Origin of the sequence: Pseudarthrobacter defluvii, from assembly GCF_030816725.1 — a bacterium.
Lineage (GTDB): Bacteria > Actinomycetota > Actinomycetes > Actinomycetales > Micrococcaceae > Arthrobacter > Arthrobacter defluvii_A.
This window is the reverse complement of sequence record NZ_JAUSYG010000001.1, coordinates 3,988,121-4,014,137: the sequence shown is the minus strand read 5'-3', so window position 1 is coordinate 4,014,137 and position 26,017 is coordinate 3,988,121. Positions and strand designations below refer to the sequence as shown.

At 66.9% G+C, this 26,017-nt stretch carries 22 protein-coding genes and 1 pseudogene; 18 read left to right on the top strand and 5 right to left on the bottom strand.

The features are described from left to right. Window positions 1-59 precede the first annotated feature (59 nt). The 3 genes from QF031_RS18715 (at window position 60) to QF031_RS18705 (ending at window position 1,720) form a co-directional block, all read left to right on the top strand. Window positions 60-344 carry a hypothetical protein gene (locus QF031_RS18715; protein ID WP_307431693.1) on the top strand — a complete coding sequence of 95 codons (285 nt, stop codon included), beginning with the start codon at window positions 60-62 and terminating at the stop codon, window positions 342-344. A 33-nt stretch (window positions 345-377) separates the two neighbouring features. Further along, window positions 378-815: a universal stress protein gene (locus tag QF031_RS18710; RefSeq protein WP_307431691.1), complete on the top strand. Its 438-nt coding sequence runs from the start codon at window positions 378-380 to the stop codon at window positions 813-815. Between the two features lie 74 nt (window positions 816-889). Further along, window positions 890-1,720: a nucleoside hydrolase gene (locus QF031_RS18705; RefSeq protein WP_307431690.1), complete on the top strand. Its 831-nt coding sequence runs from the start codon at window positions 890-892 to the stop codon at window positions 1,718-1,720. 64 nt (window positions 1,721-1,784) lie between these two features. Here the strand turns inward: QF031_RS18705 and QF031_RS18700 are convergent, their stop codons facing one another. Continuing rightward, window positions 1,785-3,044 (bottom strand): glycoside hydrolase family 1 protein, encoded by a 1,260-nt coding sequence (locus tag QF031_RS18700; RefSeq protein ID WP_307431687.1) that lies wholly within the window; start codon window positions 3,042-3,044, stop codon window positions 1,785-1,787. 219 nt (window positions 3,045-3,263) lie between these two features. Between QF031_RS18700 and QF031_RS18695 the strand changes: the two genes are divergently transcribed. From QF031_RS18695 to QF031_RS18665, 7 genes are all read left to right on the top strand, one after another. Continuing rightward, the gene (locus QF031_RS18695; RefSeq protein ID WP_307431685.1) at window positions 3,264-4,820 is read left to right on the top strand and encodes an ABC transporter substrate-binding protein; all 1,557 of its coding nucleotides are present in this window, start codon (window positions 3,264-3,266) and stop codon (window positions 4,818-4,820) included. 57 nt (window positions 4,821-4,877) lie between these two features. Next, window positions 4,878-5,831, top strand: a complete 954-nt coding sequence (locus tag QF031_RS18690) for an ABC transporter permease (RefSeq protein WP_307431682.1) — start codon at window positions 4,878-4,880, stop codon at window positions 5,829-5,831. After that, window positions 5,828-7,924 (top strand): dipeptide/oligopeptide/nickel ABC transporter permease/ATP-binding protein, encoded by a 2,097-nt coding sequence (locus tag QF031_RS18685; protein ID WP_307431679.1) that lies wholly within the window; start codon window positions 5,828-5,830, stop codon window positions 7,922-7,924. The genes QF031_RS18690 and QF031_RS18685 overlap by 4 nt, the downstream gene beginning before the upstream one ends. After that, window positions 7,921-8,928, top strand: coding sequence for an oligopeptide/dipeptide ABC transporter ATP-binding protein (locus QF031_RS18680; protein WP_307431676.1), 1,008 nt, complete (start codon window positions 7,921-7,923; stop codon window positions 8,926-8,928). Before QF031_RS18685 ends, QF031_RS18680 begins: the two co-directional genes overlap by 4 nt. Window positions 8,929-8,963: 35 nt before the next feature. Continuing rightward, window positions 8,964-11,252 (top strand): family 78 glycoside hydrolase catalytic domain, encoded by a 2,289-nt coding sequence (locus QF031_RS18675; RefSeq protein WP_307431673.1) that lies wholly within the window; start codon window positions 8,964-8,966, stop codon window positions 11,250-11,252. A gap of 126 nt (window positions 11,253-11,378) precedes the next feature. After that, entirely contained in the window at window positions 11,379-11,957 is a 579-nt protein-coding gene (locus QF031_RS18670) for a hemerythrin domain-containing protein (protein WP_307431670.1), read from the top strand. Window positions 11,958-12,027: 70 nt separating this feature from the next. After that, window positions 12,028-12,492 carry a phage tail protein gene (locus tag QF031_RS18665; protein ID WP_307431668.1) on the top strand — a complete coding sequence of 155 codons (465 nt, stop codon included), beginning with the start codon at window positions 12,028-12,030 and terminating at the stop codon, window positions 12,490-12,492. A 251-nt stretch (window positions 12,493-12,743) separates the two neighbouring features. Here the strand turns inward: QF031_RS18665 and QF031_RS18660 are convergent, their stop codons facing one another. Beyond that, window positions 12,744-13,073, bottom strand: a complete 330-nt coding sequence (locus QF031_RS18660; protein WP_307431666.1) for a CBU_0592 family membrane protein — start codon at window positions 13,071-13,073, stop codon at window positions 12,744-12,746. A 116-nt stretch (window positions 13,074-13,189) separates the two neighbouring features. Here QF031_RS18660 and QF031_RS18655 point away from each other — a divergent pair, with 116 nt between their 5' ends. Next, entirely contained in the window at window positions 13,190-14,113 is a 924-nt protein-coding gene (locus tag QF031_RS18655; protein WP_307431663.1) for a LysR family transcriptional regulator, read from the top strand. Window positions 14,114-14,161: 48 nt separating this feature from the next. On the opposite strand, the gene QF031_RS18650 is transcribed toward QF031_RS18655, so the two are convergent. Both QF031_RS18650 and QF031_RS18645 read right to left on the bottom strand, forming a co-directional pair. Beyond that, window positions 14,162-14,920 (bottom strand): SDR family NAD(P)-dependent oxidoreductase, encoded by a 759-nt coding sequence (locus QF031_RS18650; RefSeq protein ID WP_307431660.1) that lies wholly within the window; start codon window positions 14,918-14,920, stop codon window positions 14,162-14,164. Window positions 14,921-15,060: 140 nt separating this feature from the next. Further along, window positions 15,061-15,892, bottom strand: a pseudogene (locus tag QF031_RS18645) (IclR family transcriptional regulator). Between the two features lie 152 nt (window positions 15,893-16,044). On the opposite strand from QF031_RS18645, the gene QF031_RS18640 reads away from it, so the two are divergent. The 3 genes from QF031_RS18640 to QF031_RS18630 are packed head-to-tail and all read left to right on the top strand — an operon-like array spanning window position 16,045 to window position 20,737. Beyond that, on the top strand, window positions 16,045-18,786 hold the full coding sequence (locus tag QF031_RS18640) for an alpha-L-rhamnosidase (protein ID WP_307431658.1): 2,742 nt from the start codon (window positions 16,045-16,047) through the stop codon (window positions 18,784-18,786). Continuing rightward, window positions 18,783-19,772 (top strand): alpha/beta hydrolase, encoded by a 990-nt coding sequence (locus tag QF031_RS18635; protein WP_307431655.1) that lies wholly within the window; start codon window positions 18,783-18,785, stop codon window positions 19,770-19,772. Before QF031_RS18640 ends, QF031_RS18635 begins: the two co-directional genes overlap by 4 nt. Continuing rightward, on the top strand, window positions 19,769-20,737 hold the full coding sequence (locus QF031_RS18630) for an alpha/beta hydrolase (protein ID WP_307431653.1): 969 nt from the start codon (window positions 19,769-19,771) through the stop codon (window positions 20,735-20,737). The genes QF031_RS18635 and QF031_RS18630 overlap by 4 nt, the downstream gene beginning before the upstream one ends. A gap of 12 nt (window positions 20,738-20,749) precedes the next feature. On the opposite strand, the gene QF031_RS18625 is transcribed toward QF031_RS18630, so the two are convergent. Beyond that, window positions 20,750-21,496, bottom strand: coding sequence for a FadR/GntR family transcriptional regulator (locus tag QF031_RS18625; protein ID WP_307431650.1), 747 nt, complete (start codon window positions 21,494-21,496; stop codon window positions 20,750-20,752). A gap of 137 nt (window positions 21,497-21,633) precedes the next feature. Here QF031_RS18625 and QF031_RS18620 point away from each other — a divergent pair, with 137 nt between their 5' ends. From QF031_RS18620 to dgoD, 4 genes are all read left to right on the top strand, one after another. Beyond that, the gene (locus QF031_RS18620; protein ID WP_307431647.1) at window positions 21,634-22,932 is read left to right on the top strand and encodes an ABC transporter substrate-binding protein; all 1,299 of its coding nucleotides are present in this window, start codon (window positions 21,634-21,636) and stop codon (window positions 22,930-22,932) included. Window positions 22,933-23,027: 95 nt separating this feature from the next. Next, the gene (locus QF031_RS18615; protein WP_307431644.1) at window positions 23,028-23,981 is read left to right on the top strand and encodes a carbohydrate ABC transporter permease; all 954 of its coding nucleotides are present in this window, start codon (window positions 23,028-23,030) and stop codon (window positions 23,979-23,981) included. Beyond that, on the top strand, window positions 23,978-24,856 hold the full coding sequence (locus QF031_RS18610) for a carbohydrate ABC transporter permease (protein ID WP_307431641.1): 879 nt from the start codon (window positions 23,978-23,980) through the stop codon (window positions 24,854-24,856). Before QF031_RS18615 ends, QF031_RS18610 begins: the two co-directional genes overlap by 4 nt. A gap of 10 nt (window positions 24,857-24,866) precedes the next feature. Continuing rightward, on the top strand, window positions 24,867-26,015 hold the full coding sequence (gene dgoD, locus QF031_RS18605) for a galactonate dehydratase (RefSeq protein WP_307431638.1): 1,149 nt from the start codon (window positions 24,867-24,869) through the stop codon (window positions 26,013-26,015). The last annotated feature ends 2 nt before the right edge of the window (window positions 26,016-26,017 follow it).

Genomic DNA, 26,017 nt, shown 5'->3' with positions numbered 1-26,017 from the left:
TTCGCGAAAGCAGTCAACTTGAGTGTCTGGAGCAGGGACGACAACAGGAGGCAAGGACCATGGGCGCATGTGATGTCTGCGGCGGCAGCGAAGGCCGTATGTTCACCGTCAGCATGGGAAACCAGACCGGGACGTTCGACAGTTTCGAATGCGCCATCCACCTGATGGCTCCCGCCTGCGAGCACTGCGGCTGCCGGATCCTGGGCCACCCCGTTGAGAGCGAAGCCGGCATCTACTGCTGCCTCCACTGCGCCAGGGAAGCGGGAAATCCGCACCAGGCCGCCAAACCTGAGCATTCCACTGTGGCCGTCCCGGCGCAGGGTACGACGACGGACCAGGGTTAGCCCCGACGGCCCCAGGTGAGGTAAAGGAGAGTCGTGGCCGGTAACGGAAGCTTTCGAATCGTCGTGGGGGTGGACGGCTCCGACCAATCCAGGGCGGCGATGGACTGGGCCATCGAGGAGTCCAAGCTGCGCAAGGGGGAGGTGCAAGCGGTGACCGCCCGGAGCTTTCCCTACGTCAGCGACGCCATGGGCACCGCCTGGGACTACGAAATCTTCCAGAAGGACGCCCAGGCCATCCTCGAAGCCGAACTGGAACGCGTCAAGGACCAAGGGGTGACTGTCACCGGTCGCATTGTGGAAGGTAACCCCGCGTCTGCTCTCATCGATGCTTCCAAGGACGCCGACCTCGTGGCCCTCGGTTCACGCGGCCACGGCGGGTTCACTGGAATGCTGCTCGGCTCCGTGTCCCATCAAACCATCCACCACGCGCACTGCCCGGTGCTGGTGATCCGCGAACCTGCCACGGATTAGCCGCCGGCGCTCCTTCCCTTTCGGTCATTGGAAGTGCCGTCCTGCGGTTCTGCCGGTGCTGGGATGCTTGCCGGATGGACATGATTCGCATTGATCCGCGCTGCCGCGTTGTGATCGACAACGACTGGGCGGGCGACCCGGACGGGCTGGTTGCCCTGGCGCACCACGCGCTGTCGCCCGCCAACACGATCGTGGCGGTCACGAGCTCGCTGACCAACCCGATGTTCGGGCCGCCGGAGGGCATGGCACAACGAGGGGCAGAGTTGGCCGGCGAACTGCTGGGCGTCCTCAAGCTTCCGGAGTTGGCGGTGGTCCACGCCGGCCCCAACGCTCCCTTCACGGGTCAACCCCGGGGCAATCCTGCTGCGCGGGCGATTGTTGACGCAGCTGCCGCCGGGGGAGACCTTCCCCTGATCCTTGTATGCGCCGGCCCGCTCACCAACGTGGCCGACGCACTCCTGCTGGATCCCGACGTCGCTCGCTCCCTCACCCTGGCCTGGGTGGGCGGAGCCGCCCAGAACGAGGAGGAGTACAACTACTTCACGGATCCCGCCGCAGCGGACTTTGTGCTGGGCAACCGGGACCTTGCCGTGTGGCAGTTCCCGGCGGAGGCGTACCGGCGGGTTGTTGCCCCGGTGGCCGAACTTGACCACACGTTCAGGAACGCAGGCCCGGCCGGAACGTGGCTCTGGGAGCATTTCAACAACCTGGACGTGCCGGATTTCGTGAAGTTCGGGCCGCTGTGGTGCCTGGGCGACAGCGCACCCCTGGTGGTCACCGGCCTCGACGATGTCACGTCCACCTACGTCGAAACATCCGCAGAGCCCCAGCGGCGCACGTACACGTCGGTGGACACCAGGCTCATCATGGCCGACTTCGCCGCGAAGCTTCGCCTGCTTCAGTAGGCAACAACAATGGCCCGGACCGTCAAAGCTGGTCCGGGCCATTCACTGGGTGGTCGGCTGGGGGTCAGGCGGGCTGCGGGGCCCCGGCCTCGCTGTGCTGCCGGGCGAAGCTGCCCAGCCAGCGCGCGCTCTCCTTCGGCGTCCGCTCCTGGGTGGAACGGTCGACGGCGATCAGCCCGAACTTGGGCCGGTAACCGAAGATCCACTCGAAGTTGTCGAACGCGGACCAGGCGATGTAACCCCGCACGTCGATGCCGTCGGCAAGGCAGGAGGCAACGCCGTCGACCGCCGTCTTCAAGTAGTCAAGCCGCTGCTTGTCATCCTCGGTGGCCAGGCCGTTCTCGGTGACGATCACCGGGATACCGGCAACGCGCCACGCTTCGCGGATAGTTGCCTCCAGGCCCTGGGGGTAGATCTCCTCGCCCATCTGGTTGGTGGGCGCCCCCTCCGGGGCAGGCGCGTGGCCGTCCGGGCCGTACACGGTGCGGCCGTACGTCTGGATGCCCACGAAGTCGTCACCGCGGGAAGCCTCCAGGAACCGCTCGTTGACGTTGCGGCGCACGCGGTCGGCCGTCTCCTCGCCGCCGGGGATGGCCTGGATATCCGAGTTCGCCAGGGTCCAGCCCACCTGCAGGTCCGGCCGGTGTGCCTTGATCGCCGCCGTGCCGGCGCGGTGTGCGGCCAGCTTGACGTTGAACCCCGCCTCGGTGGAGCAGAACTGGAACGGCGCCACGGTGCTGGCGTCAACGCCGAGGCGCTCGGCAGCTGCGGCCCACATGGGGACTTTGCCCCGGTTTTCCGGTGCTTCGCCGCCGATGCCGAAGGATTCCAGCAGCCACGGAAGGTTGGGCTCGTTCAGGGTGCACGCGGCGCCGATGAGGCCGCCCAGGTGTGCCATCACGCGGTCGCAGTACCGGGCGAAGAGCTCGGGCGTGCGGCCGCTTTCCCAGCCGCCTGAGCGCAGCAGCCAGAGCGGTGATGCGAAGTGGTGGAAGGTGACCATCGGCGTCAGGCCGTGCTCCAGGCAGGTTTCCAGCACCCGCTTGTAGTGGTCCAGCTCAGCCACCGAGAAGTGGCCCTCTTCCGGCTCGATCCGTGCCCACTCCAGGGAGAAGCGGTACGTGCTGAAACCGAGCCCGGCGATCAGCGTGATGTCCTCCCGGTACCGGTGGTAGTGGTCCACGGCGTCCCCTGAGGGCTCGGCGAAGATGGTGCCGGGAAGATGTTCCAGGAACCAGATATCGCTGTTGACGTTGTTGCCTTCCACCTGGTGGCCTGCGGTGGCCACGCCCCAAAGGAAGTCCTGCGGAAACGGGTTGGTCATAGGGGTTCCTTTCATGATGGACGCGCACAACGCGTCCCAGACCTCGCTGCCTGCATCCATCCTGACGAGGTCCATGACCGCCGCCACAATACTTTTTCAATGAATGACATTGTCATGTTTGGTAGCGCTGCTCCCCACGGATTCTTGAAGGGAGCCGGACAGCTCCGGTCCCTCAAATTTCCTCCGTTTGTCACCGTCAAGAATGCGAAGGCGCACCAGATGAAACTTATGACCACCACCGGGCGCGGCAGCGCTGCCGTCCTGACCGGTGCCCTGCTGATCGGTTCCCTTGCTGCCTGCGGCGGCGGGTCCAGCCAGGCCGCAGCCAAGGCCGATACCAGCAGCCTTACGTTGGCAATCGACAGCGACTCGGCCTCCTTCGGCTATGATCCCCTGCGTGTTTCTGCGGCACAGCGGCAGTTCTTCGAAGGCCTCTACGACAGCCTCATGACGCTTCAGCCGGACGGTTCCACAGGCCCCGGCCTGGCCAAGGAGTTCAGCTATAACGCCGACAACACCGTCCTGACGCTGACCCTCAAGGACGATGTCACGTTCACCGACGGGTCCAAACTCGACGCCGCCCTGGTCAAAACCAACCTGGACCGCCGCTCCGATCCCGCCCTGAGCGCCTACTCCGCCGTAGCCAAGGGCGGCGCACAGGAAATCACCTCCGTGGATGTGGTCAGCCCCACCCAGGTGGCCCTGACCTTCGCCAAGCCGCAGCCCGGGTTCGAGAAGAACCTGGCCTCCACCACGGGCATGATCGTGGGCAAGAACGGTGTCACGGACACGGCCAGCCTCGGGGCAACCCCGGACGGTTCCGGCCCCTACACCCTGGACCCCTCCACCGTGAAGGGCAACAAGTACGTCCTGGTGAAGAACGACAAGAGCGCGGACGCCTCCGAATACGCCTACAAGAAGGTGGTCTTCAGCGTTGTCATGGACCCCCAGGCCCGGGCCAACGCCCTGGTCTCCGGCCAGGCGGACGTCGCCATGCTGACCTCGAACACTGTTGACTTCGCCAAGTCCAAGGGCGTCGGGGTCACCCAGATCGGCGGCACCGTCAACACCATGATCTCCTTCGACAAGACCGGCAAGACCGCCCCGGCGTTCGGCCAGGAAAAGGTCCGCCAGGCCATCCAGTACGCCATCAACCGCCAGGCCCTGGTGGACGCGCTGCACAAGGGCGACATCCCCGCGTGGAACGCCCTGCCCAAGGATTCGGCCGGCTTCACCAAGGACCTTGAGACCAAATTCGCGTACAACCCGGACAAGGCCAAGGCCCTGCTGGCAGAGGCGGGCTACCCCAACGGCTTCGAGTTCACCATCATCGCCGGCGCCCAGACCCAGACGGACCTGCAGGCCGTCCAGAAGGACCTCGCCGCCGTCGGCATCACCATGAACGTCAAGATGGCTGCCTCCACCGACGAAGCCTTCGCCGCCGTCGCCACCACGCCGCTGGGCTACGCACCGCTGAACTGGGACAACCCGGTCGGCGTCATGTATGGCGCCATCCTCAACGGCTTTACCAATGTCCAGAAAGCCACCGATGACCAGCTGAGCGCAGCGACCGGCGAGCTGGCCGCAGCGAAGGACGACGCCGCCGTCAAGGCAGCCGCCACCAAGCTGAACACCCGGCTGGTGGAGTCCGGCTGGATGATCCCGCTGTACGAGGCGCTCACCAACCAGGGCTACAACACCAAGAAGGTGTCCCCGGTGAAATTCGCCGGCACCAACGCCTACCCGCTTCTCTCGTCTTACACCCCGGCCAGCTAAAACGCGCACCTTCCCGGCAGGGTTCCAGGAATGGGCCCGCCGGGAAGGGCCTGACCGATGGAGGTCACTATGGCACTATTCATCACCAAGCGCCTGCTGATGGCGCTGGCCACCGTGCTGGTGGTTGCGGTGCTGGCATTCCTGCTGGTCCACGCAATGCCGGGAAGCCCCGGGGCCGTGTCCCTCGGCGCTGGCGCCTCCCAGGACGCGATCGACGAGGTCAACCAGCGGCTGGGCTGGAACGACCCCCTGTTCACCCAGTTCTTCACCTGGCTCGGTTCCGCCGTCCATGGCGACCTGGGCGTTTCGCTGATCGACGGCCGCTCGGTCAGCGCCGACCTTGCCAGCCGCCTGCCTGTCACCGCCTCGCTCGCTGCCGGAGCCACCATCCTCAGCGCGGTCCTTGGCATTGCCCTCGGGGTCACCGCGGCCGTCCGCGGCGGCGTGCTGGACCAGCTCATCGGCGGTTTCGTCGGCCTGCTGGTGGCCCTGCCCGCCTTCTGGGTGGGCATCATCTTCGTGTACCTCTTCGCCGTCCAGTCCTCGGTCTTCCCCGCCACCGGCTACGTGCCGTTCGAGGTTTCACCGCAGGACTGGGCATTGTCCCTGGCGCTGCCGGTGATCACCCTGGCCGTTGGCGGCGCAGCCTTCATCGCCCGCCAGACCAGGGCATCCATGCTGGAAGCGCTGCAGCAGGAGCACATCCGCACGCTGCGCGCCACGGCCACCCCTACCTGGAAAATCCTCTACGTCCACGCCCTGCGCTACGCCAGCCTGCCGATCGTGGCCGGGATCGCCCTGCAGTTCATTGGCCTGTTCGGCGGCTCGGTCATCGCGGAGCAGCTGTTCGCCATGCCCGGCCTGGGGCAGGCCGTCCAGTCCTCCGTCAGCACCCACGATGCCCCCGCCGTGCAGGGCGTGGTGGTGATCGCCACCGTGGTGGTGGTCGCCGTCAACCTGGTGCTGGAACTCGCCACCAAGTTCCTCGACCCGAAGTTGCGTGCCTCATGATCCCCACAGTCGCCCCGGCCCCCGCGGACGCGGACCAGACAGGAAGTACGACGGCGGGAGGAGCCCCCGTGCCCAGCGCCGGCAAGGCGGCACTCGCCAGGTTTTCCAAGCACCGTCTCTTCGCGTCACCGGGAGCCGTAGCAGGCCTCGTGTGGCTGGCGGCGCTTGTCATTGCGTCCCTGACGGCTCCGCTCTGGCTGCCGTTCAAGACCGAGGACCAGGACTTCACCGCCGTCCTCTCCGGTCCCACCGCCGCCCACTGGCTGGGCACGGATGAACTGGGCCGGGACATCCTCAGCCGCATCTTCGCCGCCGCGGCCGGCACCCTGGGAACGTCCCTGCTTACGGTGGTTGTCGGCGTCGGACTCGGCACCATCCTGGCCATGCTCGCCGCCGGCGCGGGCGAACGGACGGAAGGCGTCATCAGCAGGGTCACCGAGATCATGATGTCCCTGCCGGGAACCGTTATCATCCTGGCAGTCATTGGTGCCGTGGGAACCAACATCCCGGTGGTCATGGCCATCCTGGGCATCCTGATGTCCGCCGGGATCTACCGCGTGATCCTGGGCCAGGCCAAATCCCTGCAGTCCCAGCTCTACGTGGACGCGGCCAAAGTGGACGGCATCAGCCCGCTGGGCATCAGCCTCCGCCACGTCCTGCCCGGCCTTGCCAACACCATCGTGGTCCAGGCCGCGCTGATCTTCGCCGTGGGCATGCTCATCCAGGCGGGCCTGGCGTTCATCGGCTTCGGCCCGCCCATCCCGCAGCCGAGCTGGGGCGGCATGATCCAGGGAGCGTCCCAGCACGTCTACGACGCCCCGTGGATGATGGTGCCCACCGGCGCTGTGCTGGCCCTGACGGTCCTTTCGGCCAATGCCATTGGTAACGCCCTGGGCAAGGCGCCCAACGCTGCCGCCCCGCACCTGCCGTCGGCGGCAGCCCGCCGGCAGCGCGCCAAAGCCGTTGCTGCCATCGCAGCCGCTGCTCCCGCCCGCCCGGAGGAGGCGCCGGAACAGGGGATGCTCAGTGTCCGGAACCTCTCGGTCGGCGTCGACAGTGCGGGTACAGGCAACGGCGTCCGGCTGGTCACCGACGTGTCCTTCGACGTCCGGCCCGGCACCGTTCTGGGCCTGGTGGGGGAGTCCGGTTGCGGCAAGACCATGACGGCGCTGTCCCTCCTGGGACTGCTGCCCTCCGGGGTTTCGGTCCCGGGCGGGCAGATCCTCTGGAACGGCAGGAACCTCGCCGCCACCACGGAGAAAGACATGGAAGCTGTCCGGGGCCGGGAGATCGCGCTGATCAGCCAGGAACCCATGCGCGCCCTGGACCCGATGTTCACCATTGGCTACCAGCTCACCGCCACCATCCGCCGGCTCCGGGGCATGGGCAGGGCCGAGGCCGGCGCCGAAGCGCGGAGCCTGCTGGAGAAGGTAGGGATCGTTGATGCTGCGCGGATCCTGAAGACCTACCCGCACCAGATCAGCGGCGGCATGGCCCAGCGCGTGGCCATCGCCCTGGCACTTTCCGGCCAGCCGAGGCTGCTGGTGGCGGATGAACCCACCACCGCACTTGACGTCACAGTGCAGGCCGAAATCCTCTCCCTGCTCCGGACCCTGGTGAAGGACACCGGAATGTCCGTCGTCATGGTCACACACGACCTCGGCGTGGTGGCGGACATCTGCGACCAGGTAGCCGTGATGTACGCCGGGCAGGTGGTGGAGAACGGCAGGACCGCGGCCATCCTGGACAACCCCCGTCACCCTTACACACTTGCTCTGCTGGCAGCGGACCCGCACGCCAACCACGCGGACAGCATGCCCGAACGCCTGGCCACCATCAGCGGCCAGGTGCCGCAGCCCAAGGACTGGCCCACGGGGTGCCGGTTTGCCGCCCGCTGCCAGTTCGCCGGCTCCGCCTGCCTGGAGCCGGTTCCGCTGCTGGCTTCCGGTACGGGCGAGGGCCTGGTTCGCTGCGTCAAGGCGGACCAGCTCGCCGTCGAAGGGATGGACTGGCTGCCCACGGACGTCCCCGCCGCACGGCGGCTGGAAGTCACCCGCACGCAAGACCACATCGTTGAAAAGGATTTGGCATGAGCACCGCTGTCACGGAACGCAGCGACCCCACGTCGCAGCCCGCCGCCACTCCCATGCTCGAGGTCACGGACCTGGTGGTCCGCTACGGCCGGGGGCGCAAGGCAGCCGCCGCACCGGCCGCCGTCGACCATGTCAGCTTCAGCATCGCCCCCGGAGAGACTGTTGGACTGGTGGGGGAGTCCGGCTCCGGAAAATCCACCATCGGCAAGGCCATCCTGGGCCTGCAGAAGGTCTCCGCCGGCGCCATCTCCTACCGGGGCAAGGACATCACCTCCGCTACCGCGGCCCAGCGCAGGGACCTTGGCGGGGAGCTGCGGGCAGTCTTCCAGGATCCCAATTCATCGCTGAACCCGCGGAACACCATAGGCACCTCCCTGGCCGAACCGCTCCGACTGCGCGGCGCCTCCCCGGCCGAGGCCCGGGCCAAGGCAGAGGACATGCTGGAACGCGTCGGCCTGCCCCGTGAGGCCGTGGACCGGTACCCCAGCCAGTTCTCCGGCGGCCAGCGGCAGCGCATCTCGGTGGCACGCGCCCTGATCTGCGACCCCCAACTGGTGGTCTGCGACGAAGCCGTCAGCGCCCTGGACCTGTCCACCCAGGCCCAGGTGCTCAACCTCCTGGCCGACCTCCGCGACGAACGCGGCCTGAGCTACCTGTTCATCGCCCACGACATCGCCGTGGTCCAGTTCCTGGCCCAGCGCGTGGTGGTCCTCTACCGCGGGCAGGTGATGGAAACCGGCCCCGCTGCCGCCGTCACGGAGAATCCGCAGCACCCGTTCACCCAGGCCCTCGTGGCCGCATCACCCGTGCCCCGCCCCGCGGAACAGGCCGCCCGGCGGGAGGCCCGTGAGTCGCTGGGTGTCCGCACCGGCGCAGCCGCCGTCCCCGGGCCCGGCGGCTGCCCGTTCCGGCTCCGCTGCCCGCTGGCCACCGAGCTGTGCGCCACCGAACGGCCCGCGCTGCGACGGGTGGGCACCGCTGACGTTGCCTGCCATTACGCCTAGATACCTTTCACCTCTTCACAAAGGACCACTGACCCATGACTTCGACTCCCTGGCACGCCGCCATGATCACCCCCGAACAGGACTTTGGCGGCGCCCCGCTGCTCAGGAAGGAGTTCATCCTTGAGGAGGGCCACGGGGCAGTGGTGGACGCGGTCCTCAGGGCCACCGCGTTGGGTGTCTACGAGGCGTTCATCAACGGCATCCCCGTAGGCCCGGACGTGCTGAGCCCGGGCTGGAGCTCCTACGAGTGGCGGCTCCGCTACCGCAGCTACGACGTCACCCACCTGGTGGGCCCGTCCACGGTGATCGGAGTAGAGCTCGGCAACGGCTGGTACCGCGGGCGGCTGGCCTGGCACGGCATGTCCAACCTGTACGGCGACGAGCTGGGGTTCTTCGGGCAGCTGGACATCGAGTTCGACGACGGCCACATCCAGACCGTCGCCTCGGACACCTCCTGGCAGTCCGGCCCATCCGCCACCACCTTCAACGACCTCTATGACGGGCAGAACATCGACGCCCGCCGCCTCCAGCCGGGCTGGGCGGAGCCCGGCTTTGCGCCGGGCGCTGACTGGACCGGTGTCCGCGAGCTGGCGTTCGACGCCGACCGGCTGGCTGAGCCGGTGGGCCCACCCGTGGTGCGTGCCGGCGTCGTGCCTCCTGTGGAGATACTTACCTCGCCGGCCGGAAAGACACTGGTGGACTTCGGCCAGAACCTGGTGGGCTGGCTGCGGTTCACGGTGCAGGGCGAGGCGGGGCAGGTGATCACCGTGCGGCACGCCGAGGTGCTGGAGGACGGCGAACTCGGCGTCCGGCCGCTGCGGTCGGCCAAGGCCACCGACACCTTCATCCTCTCCGGCGGGCAGGACGTCTTCGAGCCCACCAAGACCTTCCACGGCTTCCGCTACGCCGAGATTACGGGCTGGCCAGGGACGCTCACGCCTAGTGACCTTGAGGCCGTCGTGGTGCATTCGGACCTGGAGCGCACCGGCACCTTCGAATGCTCCAACGAGCTCGTGAACCAGCTGCACCGCAACATCGTCTGGGGCCTGCGCGGCAACTTCCTGGACCTGCCCACCGACTGCCCGCAGCGGGACGAACGGCTCGGATGGACCGGCGACATTGCCGTGTTCGCCCCCACCGCCGCCTACCTGTACGACGTCAAGGGGTTCCTGCAGGACTGGCTGCTGGACCTCGCGGCGGAGCAGAAGGCACAGGACGGGCTGGTGCCTATCACCGTGCCGGATGCGCTGAAGTACTGCCCGCAGCCGGCGGAATTTCCGTCGCCTGAGTCCTCGGCGCTGTGGAGCGAGGCATCCGTGTGGGTGCCGTGGGCCTTGTGGGAGGCGTATGGGGACCTCAGGGTTTTGCGGAACCAGTACGAATCGATGGCCTCGCACACGCGCCGCGTGGAGGGCCTGCTCTCGCCCGCCGGGCTGTGGGACTCCGGGTTCCAGTTCGGCGACTGGCTGGACCCGGACGCCGCACCCGACCAGCCGTGGGCAGCGAAGGCGGACACCGCCGTCGTGGCCACCGCCTGCATGCACCGCACCGCCCGCCTCACCGCGCAGGCCGCCGGCCTCTTGGGAAAGCACGACGACGAAGCCCACTTCAACGCGCTCGCCGACCGGGTGCGGGACGCCTTCGCCGAGCACTACGTGGCTGCCGACGGCACCATCCGCAGCGACTGCACCACCGTCTACGCCCTGGCCATTGCGTTCGATGTGCTGCAGACCCCGGAGCTGCGCGAGTTCGCCGGGAACCGCCTCGCGGAGCTGGTCCGGGACAACGGCTACCGCGTGTCCACCGGGTTTGCCGGGACGCCGTTCATCACCCACGCGCTCACCGATACCGGCCATGCGGACGAGGCGTACCGGCTGCTGCTGGAGGAAGGCTGCCCGTCCTGGCTCTACCCGGTGACCATGGGCGCCACCACCGTCTGGGAGCGCTGGGACTCCATGCTCCCGGACGGCAGCATCAACCCCGGCGAGATGACCAGCTTCAACCACTACGCCCTGGGCGCCGTGGCGGACTGGATGCACAAGGCCATCGGCGGCATCCGCCCGCTGGAACCGGGCTACGCCCGCGTCCTCATCCAGCCGCGGCCGGGGGAGGGGATCGACTGGGCAAAGACGTCCCTGAAGACCCCGCTCGGCGAGATCCGCGCTGAATGGACGCTCGACGGCGGGGAGTTCCTGCTTGAGGCGACCGTCCCGGACGGGGTGACGGCCGACGTCGTCCTTCCGGACGGCGCACAGCGAACCGTTGGCGGCGGCACGCACTCCTTCAGGGCGCCCGTCACAGTGGCTGTCGCCACCGGCGCCTGAGTGCTTTGGCAGGCGTTCAAAGGGGGCCTTCTTTAGGGCTCTTTCCCATGGATCGCGCTCGGGACACGTGGTAGCTTGGCCGTCTCGCGTCGCTTACCCGAAGCGATGCAGGAGGAGGGCCAGCTCATGAGTGATACCAATTCCGCAGGAACCAACGTGGATGTCGTGGACATCCTGACCAGCGACCACCAGGACATGATTGCGCTGATCGGGCAGATCAAGGCCGCGCCCGGGGAAAGCGAGCGGAGGGATCTGGCGGACACCCTCATTGCGGAGGTCATGCGCCACGCGGTCGCCGAGGAAATGTACGTGTACCCGGCCGTTGAGGACCACGTGCCCGACGGCCATGACGAAGTGGAGCATGACAAGAAGGAGCACGCCGAGATCGTCAAGCTGATGAAGCGGCTGGAGAAATCGGATGCTTCGGACGCCGCCTTCCTGGAGCTGGTGCAGGAGCTTGAGGCACAGCTGAGCCACCATGCAAAGGATGAGGAGTCGGACCAGTTTCCCAAGCTCCGTCTTCACATCCCGCGGGAGAAACTCGTGGACCTCGGGGAGAAGGTGGAGAAGGCGAAGAAGCTGGCCCCCACCCGGCCGCACCCGAGCGCACCGCATGCGGAGCTGTTCCACAAGACCATTGGGCCGGGGGTGGGCATGGTGGACCGGATCCTGGACAAACTGACCGGCAGGCACACGGGCTCGTAGGGCGGCCGCTCGATCGGTTTGCGGCATGGGTCTGGAAGGATGGGCGGAAGAACATTCCCAGGGAGGACTCATGCCGTACACCGTGGATTTCAAAGACGTGTCCACCGTTGGGTTGGAATCGTCACCGGTTGCCGACGCGCTCGCCGGGCTGCGGGCCAACGAGGCGCGCTACTACAAGAACAAGTACGACCACGACTTCACAGTGGTCCCGGCCGACGAGGCGCCGGAAGTTCTCGAATACGTCAACAACATCCTGTCCACGGAGCGGAACCTGGTGATCGCCTCCAGGCCGCTGGAGGTCTCCTCCTTTGAAGTGGACGGGCTGCGGATGGCCTATGTTTTCTACGAGTCCGGGTTGTCCATCAACGTCATGTACGGCGTCGATGAAGGGGCCAAGCGGGCCGTGGGATTCAAGCTTTCGGACGGCATGGACGTGCCGGACGAACTGGCGTCCAGCTTCAAGTTCGCCCGGCAGAAGTCCAAGCTCGCCGGCACCATCCGCGGCTCCTACTTTGTGATCAAGGGCGAATACTGAAGCGATGGGAGTTCGGGCCATGGGCTCCGGTCATGGCCTGGTTCAGGAAGCCCCCAGGCCTGACCCGAGCCATTGGGGTGGCTCAGGTGGCCGGCATGCTGGCGGTATCCGCCAGCCTGTCCAAGGCCCCGGGTCCAGCCTGGAAGAAATGAATCCTGACCGTCGCCCGCTCCCAGGCAGGAAAAGATTGAGGGACCGGTCTGAGGTTACCCAACACTGCGCCCCTGCACCTGCAGACCGGGCTAAACGAGTCAGGCTGCCCGGGGCTGTTCGATGACGGCGAGCTGGCCGGTGTCGGCGACGCCGGGAAGCTGCACCGCTGCAGCCTCGGCAACCGCCGGGTTCCGCGCCGCCCACATGCGGAAGAGCGCAACGGCGGAAATAAGGAACCAGGCGATGTTGGAGACCACTGACGGCCAGGCTCCATGGAAGACGCCGTTGACAATGAAGGCGCAGGAGCCCAGGAGGTTTGCGGTCTGGAATGCACTGCCGGCCTTCAGCCACCCCGTTGAAACGGTCAGGAAAGCACTAAGAATCGCAACCGCACCGGCCCAGCCGGCAATTTCCCACAGCAGTTCCATGCTCTCCTTTCAACGTCGGTGCCACCCGCGTAAGCCGGGTTCACTCGCAATTATTGATCTCCCCTATCTTCAGTTCAATTGCATTCTTCTGAAGGTGTGGTTTAGAACTACTTAACATGGATCTCGACCCGCGCCGGTTGCTGGTGCTTCTAGCGGTAGCCCGGACGGGCGGCGTGCTCGCGGCCGCTGATGAGCTGCGGCTTACGCCGTCAGCTGTGTCCCAGCAGCTCACCAAGTTGGAGCATGAAACCGGCCAGGCCCTGGTTGTGCGGACGCCGAAGGGTTCGGTGCTGACGCCTGCGGGGCTCGCGATTGCGGAAGCCGGCGAAGAGATTGAACGCGCGCTCAGCGTGGCCCGGGCAAGGACGCAGGGCGGGGCGAATGTTGAAGGCCTCGTCCGGGTGGGCGGGTTCACGAGCTTTGTCCGGACCGTGGTGGTCCCGCGACTTCCCGAATGGCGGAACCAGTACCCGCAGCTGCAAATACGCATCGTGGAAGATGACTTTCCCGCCTTGATGCGGCTGTTGCGCCAGCGCCAGCTCGACGCCGTAGTGGTGGAGCTGGACTCGACGGCAGCCGAACAGCTTCCACTGAGCGCCGGGATGATCGAGGAACCGCTGCTGGACGAGCCATGGAAACTGGTGGTTCCTGCCGGGACCCTGCTCAGCACCGGGAACGTCGACCTCAGCCGCCTGCCCCTTCCGTGGCTGGGAGTGGACTCCTCTGCCGCGAACTCCGCCGTGCTCGGGCGGCTCCGTGAGTCGACGGGCGCCCGGATGGAGACTGTGCATCAGTACCAGGACACACTGACCGCCCTGGCGCTCGTCGCTGCCGGCGAAGGCGCAGCAATCCTGCCCACGCTTGCCCTGACCGGCGTGGTCGAGGACGGCGTGGAGGTCCTGGACGTTCCCGGGCTGGGTACGCGGCGCATTGTCCTGCGTCGGTTCGACGGGCGCCGGCGGACCAGTACGCCGGTGGACACAGTTGCGCGCCTTCTGCGTGAATCCGCAGCCGCGTTCGATACCCGGTCTGCGTCATGACCAGCCCCGTGAAGCGCCGATAGGCCTGGCACCCCGACTAGTTCAGCGTCAGACGCTGGTGTAGCCCCCGTCCACCAGGTAGTAGCCGCCGGTGGCGAACGATGCCTCGTCCGAGAGCAGGAAGCACACCATGTGCGCTACCTCCTCCGCGGTGCCCAGCCGGCCCAGGGGATGCTTGGCGATCAGGCCGTTCCGTGCTTCATCATTCAGATTCTTTTTCAGCAGCGGGGTGTCGATGTAGCCGGGGCCGACGGAGTTGATGCGCAGCCCCTGGACACCGTACTCGGCGGCGGCGTTCTTGGTTACGCCCACCACTCCGTGCTTCGCGGCGGTGTACGCACTGCTCAGCGGTGCGGCGACCGTGCCGTGAATGGACGCCATGTTGACGATGGCACTTTCCTGCGCCCCGGCGTCGAGCATTGCGGGAATCTGGTACCGCATGCCGTACAGCACCCCGTTCAGGTTGATGCCGATGACCTTGTCCCAGTCCTCCAGGTCCAACTCGCCGGCAGGAGCCAACTTGCCGCCGACGCCGGCGTTGTTCACGGCATAGTTCAGCTTGCCATACGTCTCCACGGCAAACCGGACAGCCTTTTCGTTGTCCTCCTTGACCGCCGTGTTGCCCTGCAGGGCCACTGCGGTCCCGCCGGCCTGGCCAATCTCGTCGGCCACGCGCCGGGCGGCCTCCAGATCCAGGTCAAGCACCACCACCTTGGCGCCCTTGGCCGCCAATTCCTTTGATGTTGCCTCGCCGATCCCCGAGCCGCCGCCGGTAACCAGCGCAACCCTGTCCGTGAACTGTGCCATGCCTGAATCCTCGATCCTGGGTCCGGCGGTTCCCGTCGGACTCGCTAGTGACTGCCAAGCCCGCGGCGGGCAGGTTTGCCTGCGCGGTCGGTTCCAACATACCGGCCCGGGACGCATCAATCACAGGTCGCCTGCGCAGCCTAGCCCTGCGAATGGGTCCGGATCCCGGGACTCGCCTGCGCCTGGAATCCGAGGTTCCTTGACACCGCCCTGGCTGCCGCCCGCCACTGCAGGTGCCAGAACGTTCGGGGGAGTGGAGCCGTCCGGAACCACGATGGACAGCGACGCCGCCACGGCGCCCTGGGCATCGAAGATCGGTGAGGCCACGGATACGGTCCGGGACGGCAGGCTGCGCCGGATCATCGCAATGCCGGTGCGTCGCACATCGGAAAGTGTCCGGCGCAGCTGCCCTTCCGGCATCGCGGAAACCCCGGGTTCGTTTTCCGGCGGCCGCTTCAGGATGGTCTCCTGGAACTGCTGGTCCGCCCCGGCCAGCAGCACCAGCCCGATGGCCGTGGACCGCAGCGGTGCGCGGCCGCCCACCCGGTAGGCCACCTCGGTGGCGTCCTTGGCGGACAACCGCTCGATCAGCACCGCCTCCTCGTTGTCCCGCACCGCCAGCAGGACGTGGTGCCGGGTGACCTCGAAGAGGTCCTCAAGGTAGGGGAGGGCGATCTCCCGCACGCCGTGCCCGCGCGGGGACAACGACGCCACTTCCCATAGCCGGACCCCCACGACGTACCGGCCGTCGTCGAGCCTCTCGAGAGCGCCCCAGGCCACCAGCCGGGCAATGAGCCGCAGCGCAGTGGGCGCGGGCATGTCCGCGTGACGGGCCAGCTCGGACAGGGTCAGGGCCCGGCGCCGGTCGGAGAAGACGGCAAGCAGGCTGAGGGCGCGGTCGATGACGGGTTCGCCCTGTTTGGGCCGCTTTCCGCGGGTGGGTGGGGTGTCCGTTTCCGGAGTGGCAGTCATGGCAGTGGTTCCTAGCGCCGTTGGCAGTTCTGTGGCTCCCAGTGAGCTGAACCACAATACTATTCCAACCATTGAAAGCTACCTGTGGAGGCAAAGCCCTGGAACGCGAAGCTGGAACTCCCAGCAACCGCGCCTTTCAGGAGTCCCGCCCCATGACCGCCTCCACCCGGCTTCGCGCCGAGCACCTGCCCGAGGCGATGGGCCTGACCATCACGGAGCCGCGTCTCAGCTGGACTCCTCCGGCGGGAACAGTGAGCCAGGCGGCGTACCAAATCAGAGCGACCAACGGCTGGGACACGGGAAAGGTGCCATCTTCCGCCTGCGCCATCCCGTACAGCGGCCCCGCGCTGGAAGCCCGCAGCAGGTTCGAGTGGCGCGTCCGCACCTGGGACACCACGCACGACGGCGCAGAAACAGCCAGCGACTGGTCCCTACCGATGATCATCGAGCTGGGCCTCCTCCGTGCCTCCGACTGGCAAGCACAGTGGATCGGCCCGGATGAGGCCGCGGTTCCGGCACCGGGGGAGCGGCTCGGCTACGCCCTTATTAAGACCTTCACGCTCCACGCCACCCCGGACAAGGCCCGCGCCTACGCCACCGCCCACGGCATCTACGAGCTATTCATCAACGGCCGCCGCGCCAGCGACCAGCAACTCACTCCCGGCTCCGCCAGCTACAACACCACCCTCCAAGTCCAGGCCTACGACATCACCGGCATGCTGCGCGAAGGCACCAACACCATCCGCGCCGTCCTCACCGACGGCTGGTACCGCGGCACCTTCGGATACACACGCGACGCCGACATGTATGGAATGCACACAGCCTTCCGTGCACAGCTCGAGGTGGAGTCCGAAGCGGGAACGCAGGTCATAGGCACCGATGGCACATGGCTGGTATCCGCCACGGAAATCCTCGGCGCCGACCTCATGGGCGGCCAGCGGGTGGACTTCCGGAGGCACGACGGCGGGAGGGCACCTTCTGCCGGCACCGCACCTGCGGCGCGTCCCGCCGTCGTCCGCCCGGGCAGCTTAACGCAGTTGGCTGGCCCCCTTGCCCCGCCCACCAGGGTGACGCAGGAGCTGGCGCCGGTGTCCATCACCCGCCTGCCCAACGGCCATCAGGTGGTGGACTTCGGCCAGAACATCCACGGCTGGGTCCGGCTGGAGAAGCTCGGTGTACCGGGAGAAACCGTCACGCTCGACTACGGCGAAGCACTGGGGCATGACGGAGACGTCACCCGGGACCACCTCCGCCCGCACGACTTCCGCACGCCCGGAGCCTTCCTGGATGCCGGACAGGTGGACACTGTCATCTCCTCAGGAACTCCCGGGGAAGTGTTCGAGCCCCGGCACACCACCCACGGCTTCCAGTATGTGTCCGTCCAGGGCCTTGCGGCGGACCTTCAGCCGGCGGACGTCACCGCGTGCCTGGTGCGGACTGATCTGGAACGGATCGGCAGCTTCAGCTGCAGCGACGACAGGCTCAACAAGCTGCACGGCATCGTGGAGTGGAGTTTCCTGGGCAACTCCTGTGAGGTCCCCACCGACTGCCCCCAGCGCGAAAAGGCGGGGTGGACCGGCGACTGGCAGCTGTTCGTCCCCACCGCCGCATACCTGTACGACGTCACCGGCTTTTCACGTAAGTGGCTGCGGGACGTCCGCGCCGACCAGTGGGACAACGGCGTCGTCGCCAACATCTCTCCGTCGCCCGGCCCCGCGGTAACCTCGGCCGAATTCATGGGCTTCACCAACGGGTCCGCCGGCTGGGGCGACGCGATCGTCATGGTGCCCTGGGAGCTGTATCTTGCCACCGGCGATATATCGATCCTGGCAGAGAACTGGGACGCGATGAAGCGGTGGATGGGCTTTGTCCGGGGTGCCGCGGAAACGCAGCGCCACGCGTCCCGGGCAGCAGCAGACCCCCAGCCGGCGCCGCACGAACAGTATCTGTGGGACACCGGTTTCCACTTCGGTGAGTGGATGGAACCAGGCGGGCCCGAACCGGACCTGTTCGCCGCCCGCACTGCGGACAAGGGCATCATCGCCACGGCCTTCTACCGGCACACCAGCGACTTGATGGCGCGTATTGCCGCGGTCCTGGGGCTGGAGGCGGAGGCTGCCGAACTCGCGGAACTCTCGGCGAACATCCGGAACGCCTGGGAAACGGAATACCTGGACGCCGCCGGGCACGTGACCCACGCCAGCCAGGCCAACTGCGTCCGCTCCCTGGCCTTTGACCTGGTCAGCCCCGAGCACCGCGCCGCCGTCACCGCCCAGCTCGTGGAACTGATCCGCGCCGCCGGCACGCACCTGGGCGCGGGGTTCCTGGCCACGCCCTACCTGCTCCCCGTTCTTGCCGACAACGGCCAACTGGGCCTGGCCTACGAACTGCTGATGCAGGACTCGGAACCGTCATGGCTCGCCATGGTGGACCGCGGCGCCACCACCGTCTGGGAACTCTGGGACGGCATCGACGCCGACGGCGTCCCGCACCAGTCGCTCAACCACTACAGCAAGGGCGCGGTGGTGTCCTTCCTGCACCGTTACACCGCCGGGCTGCGGCAGGCCCCCGGCAGCGCGGGCTGGGAGCGGATCGTCATCGAGCCGCGGCCCGGCGCCGGCCTCACCTCCGCGTCCACCTCCCACCAGGCGCCGCGCGGCCTGATCGAAGTGGCGTGGACATTTTCGGCGGGGACTGCACCTGAGGCGGCAGCGTCTGGGGGCATACCGGACGACGGCGGGCTGACGCTCACCGCCACGATCCCCGCCGGCGCCACCGCGGAGGTGCTGCTGCCGGGCCAGCCGGCCGCCGTCGTCGGGCCCGGACGCCATACTTTCCTTGCCGGAACCGGCGGGGACAGCACCCAACCTGAGCTGATGAGGAGCACACTATGACAGTGGACCGCGCTACCGACGTACTGGATGGTTCCCGCGATGTTTCCCGCCCGGGAGGCCGCGATGTTCCGCCGTTCCCGGTCTTTGACGCGCCCGGGACGCCGGAGCAGGCAGGCGGCGTTTCGGTGGTGCACCGCGAAGTGACGTACGCCCGGGCGATCGGCTTCCGGCCGCTGAAGATGGACATCTGGCTGCCGCGCACGGCATCCGGGCCCACGCCGCTGGTTCTCTGGGTCCACGGCGGCGCATTCCAGCTGGGCGACCGCCGGGAACTGCCGCCCACGTTCGCGCCGGACTCCGTGTTCAAGCTTCTGAATGAGGCCGGCATCGCGTGCGCCACGGCTGACTACCGGCATTCCCTGGAGGCGCCGTTCCCCGCGCAGCTCCATGACCTGAAGGCAGCTGTCCGCTACCTTCGGGAATTCGCCGTGGAGCTCAACATCGACCCGGAGCGGTTCGGGGCCTGGGGCGAATCCGCGGGCGGACACCTGGTGGCACTGCTGGGACTGACCGGGAACCGCCCGGATCTTGAGGGCGGACTTGGTGTGCAGGGGCAATCCAGTGGCGTCAGCGCCGTCGTCGACTTTTACGGCGTCTCCTCGCTGGCGGACCTCCCGCCCATGAAGCAGCTCGACGGCGTTCTTCCGCCCGCGCTGACAGCTGCAGTGCCGGCGGGCATGTCCCTGCAACCGGACCGCATGCTGGTGGGCGGTTCTGACGATCAGGACCTATTGGCTGCAGCCAGTCCCATCAGTTACGTGGGGGCCGACGCCGCGCCGTTCCTGCTGGTGCACGGCGACTCCGATGGCCTGGTCCCGCACTCGCAGACAGACCTGCTGGCCGCCGCGCTCGCCGACGCCGGCGTCGAGCATGACGTGGTGGCCATCGAGGGCGGCGACCACTGTTTCTTCGGGGCGGAGGACCAGATGGACACCATCCTGGCGGCCGCCGTCGGCTACTTCTCACGGAAGCTGGGCACACCATGACACCGATCAAACGTCCGGCCGCCGGCCCGGAGAGCCTCCACCCGGGGAACGGCGCAGAGGCGCTTGACGCAGGCTTCGCAGAATACCTGGCCAGGCCCGAAGGCCCGCAATTCCTCAACCCCGACGCCGTGCGCTCGCCTGGACCGGACGTGCCCATCCGCACGGTGAGAGCGGACGGGCGGCACGGGCCGGTGGGGATCCGGATCTACGGCGAACCCGCCCACGCCGGCAGCCCGGGCCTGGTGTGGCTGCACGGCGGCGGCTTCGTCAGCGGCAGCGTTGACATCCCCGAATCGGACTACCTGGCACGGGTGCTTGCCGCCCAGGGGATGCCGGTGCTGTCTGTGGACTACCGGCTGGCGCGGAACGGCGTCTCCTATCCTGTTCCGCATGATGACGCCCTGGCCGGCTGGTTCTGGGCCCGGAACAACGCTGCATCCATCGGCCTGGATCCGGAGCTGCTGTGCCTGGGCGGTGCCGGTGCCGGCGGCAACCTGGCCGTTGGTGCCGCGCTCTACCTGGTTGACGCCGGCAAGCCACTGCCCGCCAAACTCCTGCTGGCGTACCCCTTCCTGCACGCCGAACTCCCGCCGCCGGCCGGGGGATTGGACGACCAGGTGATGGCGGGGCTGCCGCGGCACCTGCGGTTCACGGTGGAGGACTGCATCCGGCAGGCGGAAAACTACGTGGGCGGCCCGGTGAGCATGGCCCCGTCGTACGCCATGCCCGGCTACGCCGACCCTGCAGGCCTTCCGCCCACCGCACTGCTCGCCTGCGAGTACGACGACGCCCGCGGCTCTGCCGAGCAGTTTGCCTCAGCGCTGGAGCGGGCAGGGGTTCCGGTTTCCTACTTCCTCGCCGAGGGCGGAGTGCACGGCCATTTGAACCACACGGCAGGGCTGCCGGAGGGGCGGCCGGCCCTGGACTTCCTGGCGGGCGAGCTGGCGGCGGCGCAAAGGCCTTAATCGCGGAGGCGGTCAGGGCTGTCCGGAACTTTCTTCCTGGTGGCTGCTGGACCAGATGTCGCCCATTTCCTCGGTGGACTGCTCCACGATCCTGCTCATGGCCGCGTGCGCCGCGGCCGCCTGGCCCCGCTGGATTGCGCTGGCCACGTCCACATGCATTTGCAGTGCTTCATGGTCCGGAAGGTGGGGCATCAGGCCGTGCTGGGTCCGGCCCGCCAGCACCTCCGCCACGAGTTTATGCAGCTGCGAAAACATGAGGTTGCCGGAGGCGTCGAGGACCGCTGCATGGAACTCGATATCCAGTCGCAGGAAATCGTCCTGGTCTCCCCGCTGCCCGGCGGCCCACAGCCTGGCAGCCATGGAGACAAGGTCGCTGGCCTGGTCCAGTGAGGCGCGTTCGGCGGCCAACCGGGCGGCCTGCGGCTCAATGGCGCCGCGCAGCTCGTTAAGGGCCTGCAACTGCTCCAGCCGCTTGGCCGACGCCAGCCGCCACCGGATCACTTGGGGGTCATAGAGGTTCCAGCTGGCCTCAGGCTGCACCACTGTCCCGAGCCGCCGCCGGGATTCGAGCATCCCCATGGAGGACAGGACGCGGGTGGCCTCTCGGATGACGGAGCGGGACACCTTGTGCTGCGCTTCCAGCTCATCCAGACGCAGGATCGTATTCGGTGCCAGTGTGCCTTCCGCGATGGCGAGGCCCAGGTTCTCGACCAGCGATGAATGCAGGTCCGGGGACAACGCCGCCTTTGGGATGGTCATGAATAAATCATATGGGGGCAGCGCAAGGTCTTGTATATGTCTGCGTTATTTGTTTATGCTCGCTAAACAGAGCAGACGTAAAGAGGCGTGTGCAACCCGGCCCGGTTAGTCCGCGGCCTTGAACAAAGGGAGTCGTAATGAAGCGGCGTTCAATTGTGAAGTACGCGGCAGTGGCCGCGGCAATGTCGCTGGGGCTGACGGCCTGCAGCGGCGGCGGAGGCGGCAGCGACCAGGCGAAGGAGTCCGGGATCGTCCGCGTCACCCTTGCCAACCACGTCTGGACCGAAGGCATCAAGGCCGCCATCCCCGAGTTTGAGAAGTCCAGCGGACTCAAGGTCGAACTCACCCAGTTGGGCGAGGACCAACTCTCCGACCAGTACAACGTCAAGCTCAACGCAGGCAGCGATGAGGTCGACGTCATGATGTACCGTCCGCTGCAGGAAGGCAAAGCCTTCGCCAAGAACGGCTACCTGGCGGACCTCACCAGCAAGGTGTCCTCCGACTCCAGCTGGGACTGGAAGGACTACCAGGAAGGCCCCGTCAAGGCCACCACTGCCGACGGCAAAGTGGTTGGCGTGCCGATCATCACCGAACGCGAAGTCCTCTACTACCGCAAGGACCTGCTGCAGGCCGCAGGGCTCCAGGTCCCCAAGACCATGGAAGAGCTTGAAGCCGCAGCCAAGGCCATCAAGGCTTCTTCGCCTGACACTGCAGGCTTCGTTGCCCGCACCGGCAAGTCCACGGCCGTCACGCAGTTCTCCAGCTTCCTGTACAGCTTCGGCGGTGACTTCATCGACTCCAGCGGCAAGGCCTCCATCAACACTGACGCAGCAAAGAAGGCCTACGCCTACTACGGCGGCCTGATCCGCAACTACGGACCGGCCAACGTCAGCACCGACATGAGCTGGCCGGAAGCCATGGCCATCTTCACCCAGGGCGGCGCCGCCTTCTACACCGAGGCTGACTCCCTCTACAAGAACGCCACAGACCCGGCAAAGTCCAAGGTCGCGGACAAGGTAGGTTTTGCGGCGTTGCCCGCCGGCCCCGCCGGAAGCAAGCCCTACAACATCCCCTCCTGGGCCCTGGGCGTCAACCAGAACTCCAGCAACCAGGACAACGCCTGGAAGTTCATCCAGTGGGCCACCAGCAAGGAACGCACCCTGGCAGCCCAGAAGGCGGGCGTCCCCGGACCCCGGGCCTCTGTCTGGTCCAACCCGGAAGGAACCTCCACTTACCCGAAGGACCTTGCTGACGCCATTGCCGCCAGCGCCAAGAACGGCGTCGGACACGACCGTCCCGAAGTGATTACGGTCGGCAAGGCCCGTGAAATCGTGGGCGGGCCCATTGTTGCCAGCATCACCGGCGCGGACACTGCCGCCGCGGCCAATGAGGCCCAGACTGCTTTCCAGACCTTCCTGGACAGCGAAAAGAAGTAACGCCTGCGGCGCCCCCCTGCCGCAACAGCCCGCCGGGACGGTCCCAACACCGTCCCGGCGCGGCCCCACTTCACCCCCAACTTTTTAGGTGAACCATGTCTGTACTGAACCCTCCCCGCAGCGCCGGCACGCGCAATGCCAGCGGCCGTAAGGGCACAGGCCGGAGCTTCTCCGCCTGGGCCAACCGGCACCGCAAATGGCTGTTCGCAGCACCGGCGATGGTCTTCGTCGGCGTCCTCATCGTCTTCCCGCTGGCCTGGACCCTCTACCTGAGCCTCACCGACTCCCAGGGCTCCGTCCGGGCAGCCACCGATTTCATCGGCCTCAAAAACTACCTCACCGTCCTGACGGACATGGAACGGTTCTGGCCCGCCGTGGGCCGCACGCTTGCCTTCACCGGCGTCGCGCTGGCCTTCGAAGTGGTCCTCGGCATGGGCATAGCGCTGCTCCTGTGGCGGCCCTTCCGGGGCGAAAAGTGGGTCCGGGTGGCCATCCTGCTGCCGCTGGTGGCCACGCCCGTAGCCGTCGGCATGATGTGGCGTCTCATCTTCGATCCCAACATCGGCTTCGCCAACCAGCTCCTGGGCGCGATCGGCATTCCGCCCCAGCCGTGGCTCTCCGGGCAGGACACCGCGCTGGGGACCACCATCTTCATGGACGTGTGGCAGTGGACCCCGATGGTGGTGCTGATCCTGCTCGCCGGACTGACCTCACTGTCCGACGAGCCGGACGAAGCTGCCCGTGTGGACGGCGCCAACGCCTTCCAGCGGTTCTTCTACATCACCCTGCCCCTCATGATGCCCACTGTAATCGTGGCGATCCTCCTGCGGGGCATCGACGCCCTGAAGACCTTCGACATCCTGTACGCCACCAAGGGCAAGGGCGGCGGTTCATTCCATGAAGTGGAGACGCTGAACGTGTACGCGTACGGGCTGAGCTTCGACTACAACCAGTACGGACTCTCCTCAGCCGTCCTGATCCTGTTCTTCATGATCATCATCGGCATCATGTGGCTGCTGACCATGCGCAAGAAAGCGGTAAGCAAATGACCGTCGTGACAGACTCCACCACTCCCGCCGCCGCCAAGCCGGCCCCGCGGCGGCGGAAGCCGCTTGCCACCCGCGCCTACAAGGTGTTCCGGGTTGTGGCCCTGATCGTTGTGGTGCTGTTCCTGCTGGCTCCGCTGTTCTGGATGCTGCTGGCGTCACTCAAGACCAACGTGGACATCTATGACACGGCCAAGGCAGTGGTGTTCTCGCCCACCTTCGAGAACTACGCCAACGTGCTCCAGCGCAACAACTACTTCGTGTTCATTTTCAACAGCTTCTGGGTGGCCTTTGTCTCCACGGCACTGTCGATCGTCCTCGGCGTCCCCGCGGCATACGCGATGAGCCGCTTCACCATGCACCGCTCCGCCCTCGTGGTCCTGATGGCACGCGTCATTCCGGGTGTGTCACTTCTGGTGCCCTGGTACTACGTCTTCTCCAACCTGCGGATGGTGGGCAGCTTCGAAGTGCTGATCCTCAGCCACATGTTCGTCGCCCTGCCCCTGATCGTCTACATCATGATGAGCTACTTCGACTCGCTGCCCCTCGAACTGGAGGAGTCGGCCGAGGTGGACGGGCTCACCCCCATTGGCGCGTTCCGCCGGATCACGCTGCCCTTGTCCGTGGCAGGCATCGCCACCGCCGGCATCCTGTCGTTCATTTTCTCGTGGAACAACTTCATGTTCGCGCTGGTGCTCTCCGGCGCCAAGACCAAGACCCTGCCGGTGGCCATCTTCGACTTCGTCTCCTACGCCAGCATCGACTGGGGCGGGCTGATGGCGGCTGCCACTGTCGTCACCATCCCCATCATGATCATTGCGCTCTTCACGCAGAAGTACATCGTCTCCGGCCTGACCGCCGGCGCCACCAAGGGTTAGGAACCACCGCGTGACCGTCATCAGCCGGATCGAAACCTTCCTCGTTCCACCCCGCTGGCTCTTCGTCCGGATCGAAACCGACAGCGGCATCGTTGGGTGGGGCGAGGCCACCTGCGAGGGCCGCAGCGAAACGGTGCGCACCGCCGTCGGGCAACTCTCGGAACTGCTCCTCGGCAGGGACGCCCTCCGGATCGAAGACCACTGGCAGGTGATGACCAAGGGGTCCTTCTACCGGGGCGGCCCCATCCTGGCCAGCGCCGTCTCCGGCCTGGACCAGGCATTGTGGGACATCGCCGGCAAGCACTTCAACACCCCCGTGCACCAGCTCCTGGGCGGCCACGTCCGGGACCGGATCCGGATGTATGGCTGGGTGGGCGGCGATGAGCCGAACGAGGTGGCGGACCAGATCAGCGCGCAGCTGGACGTGGGGCTCACCGCCGTCAAGATGAATGCCAGCGGGCGGATGAGCCCGGTGGCCTCGGTTGCAGAGATCGACGGCGTCATCCGCCGTGTCGCCGCGGCCCGCCAGGTTTTGGGCGACCAACGGGACGTCGCGGTCGACTTCCATGGCCGTTTCAGCCTGGCCAACGCCAAACGCGTGGCCCCGTTGCTGGAACCGTTTCGGCCCTTCTTCCTCGAAGAGCCCGTCGTCCCGGAAAACACCCACCTGCTCCGCGAATTCACCTCCTCCACCACCACCCCGGTGTCCACGGGGGAGCGGCTCTACAACCGGCAGGAATTCCTCCCGGCCCTGCAGGCAGGCATCGCGGTGGCGCAGCCGGACCTGTCGCACGCCGGCGGGATCACCGAGGTCCGCAAGATCGCTGCACTGGCCGAAGTCTATGAAGTCCAGCTGGCGCCGCACTGTCCGCTGGGACCCCTGGCGCTGGCCGCCTGCCTGCAGGTGGGTTTTGCCACGCCCAACTTCCTCATCCAGGAACAAAGCATCGGCATCCACTACAACCAGGGCGCCGAAGTGCTCGATTACGTGGTGGACAAGACGCCCTTCAAGTTCGTCAACGGCCACATTGAGCGGCTCACCGGGCCCGGGCTGGGCGTCGAAATCGACGAGGCCGTGGTACGGGCAGCCGACAAGCGCGGCCACGCCTGGCGCGGACCGGTGTGGCGCCACCCCGACGGATCCTTCGCAGAATGGTAAAC